At 72.2% G+C, this 1,591-nt stretch carries 1 protein-coding gene and 1 pseudogene; both read left to right on the top strand.

The genetic code is table 11. The annotated features are described in order from the left end of the window. The coding region (locus tag FUT87_RS22705; protein WP_147242476.1) for a diguanylate cyclase at nt 1-1,309 on the top strand (1,309 nt) is incomplete at its 5' end. Between the two features lie 83 nt (nt 1,310-1,392). Then, nucleotides 1,393-1,591, top strand: a pseudogene (locus FUT87_RS22700) (tripartite tricarboxylate transporter substrate binding protein); the annotation flags it as partial.

Below are 1,591 nucleotides of genomic sequence, written 5' to 3'. Positions count from 1 at the left end.
GCAGCTGGCGGCGCTCGAGGACGCGCTGCGGCTGGCCCAGCAGTCGGGCGGACGGCGTGACGTCGCGCTGCTGCAGAACAACCTGCTCGACGCCTACATCCACACCGACCAGGCCGCCAAGGCGGTGCAGCTGGCGCGGCTGGCGCTGCCGGTGGTGCAGTCCTACAACGACCAGACGGTCGAGCGCACGCTGCGCCACAACCTGTCGGTCGCGCTGGTGCTGCAGCGCCAGTTCGAGCCGGCGCGGCGCGAGGTCGCGCGGGTGCTCGAGCTGGCGCAGGGCGACTTCGATCCGGTGCGCCGCGCGCTGCAGCTGCGCGAGCTCGGCGAGGCCTACGCCAAGGTCGGGCAGTGGAAGGAGGCGCTGCGGCTCTATCACGAGGAACGCGCGCTGAGCGCGGAGACGGCCCGGCGCAACCGCGACTCCGCGCTGCAGCAGCTGCGGCTCAAGTACGACAGCGAGGCCAGGCAGCGCGACCTGGAGTTGCTGCGCCGCGAGCAGACGCTCAAGGACCGCGAGCTCGGCAACCGGCGGCTGGCGCAGTACGTCGGCGTCGGGCTGGCGGCGCTGCTGGGGCTGTCGCTGATCCTGATGGGCGTGATGCTGGCGCGCGTGCGCGAGGCCAACCGCAGGCTCAAGGCCAACCAGAGCCTGCTGCGCGCCCAGAGCGAGCGCGACCCGCTGACGGACCTGGCCAACCGGCGCCATTTCCTCGCGGTCATGGACCGCCATGCCAAGGACGTGTTCACCGGCGCGCTGCTGATGATCGACATCGATCACTTCAAGCATGTCAACGACCGTCATGGTCACGCGGCCGGCGACGCGGTGATCGTCGAGGTCTCGCGGCGCATCGCGCAGGCGGTGCGGGCGGAGGACCTGGTGGTGCGCTGGGGCGGCGAGGAGTTCCTGGTCTTTGCCCGCAATGTGGCGCCGGACCAGCTGCAGCTGCTGGCCGAGCGCATCCTCTTCATCGTCGGCGAGCAGCCGGTGCAGACCGCGGCCGGCGCGCTGCGGGTGACCTGCTCGATCGGCTTCGCGCATTTCCCGCTGCCGCCGGCCCAGCTCGCCCTGCACTGGGAACAGGCCGTCAACTGGGCGGACATGGCGCTCTACACGGCCAAGTCGCAGGGCCGCAACCGCGCGCGCGGCATCGTGACCGTCGAGGCCGGCGACGCGCAGGCGCTGATCCAGATCGAGGCCGACTTCGATGCCGCCTGCAGCTCCGAGCGGGTGCAGCTGCAGACCCTCCTCGGTCCGGAGCCGCCCGGGTTGCCGGAGTCGGCGGCGTCGGTGGAGTCGGCGGACTAGCCGGGCGGGACGGACATCCCCGCCGCATCACGATCGCATCGCCGCCGACGACCCGCATCGAGATCACCACGAGGAGACGTTCCATGAGCCTGAACCGTCGCGCGTTGCTCGCGCTGTCCTCCGCGGCCTGTCTGCCGGGCCTGGCCCGCGCCCAGCAGGGCTGGCCTGTGCGGCCGCTGCGCATCGTCGTGCCCTTCCCGCCGGCCGGCACCACCGACCTGCTGGCCCGCGCGATGGCGCCCGAGCTGCAGAAGGCGCTGGGCCAGCCGGTGATCGTCGAGA

Source organism: Mitsuaria sp. TWR114, assembly GCF_007997345.1.
This window is presented reverse-complemented; position numbering and strand designations above follow the sequence as displayed.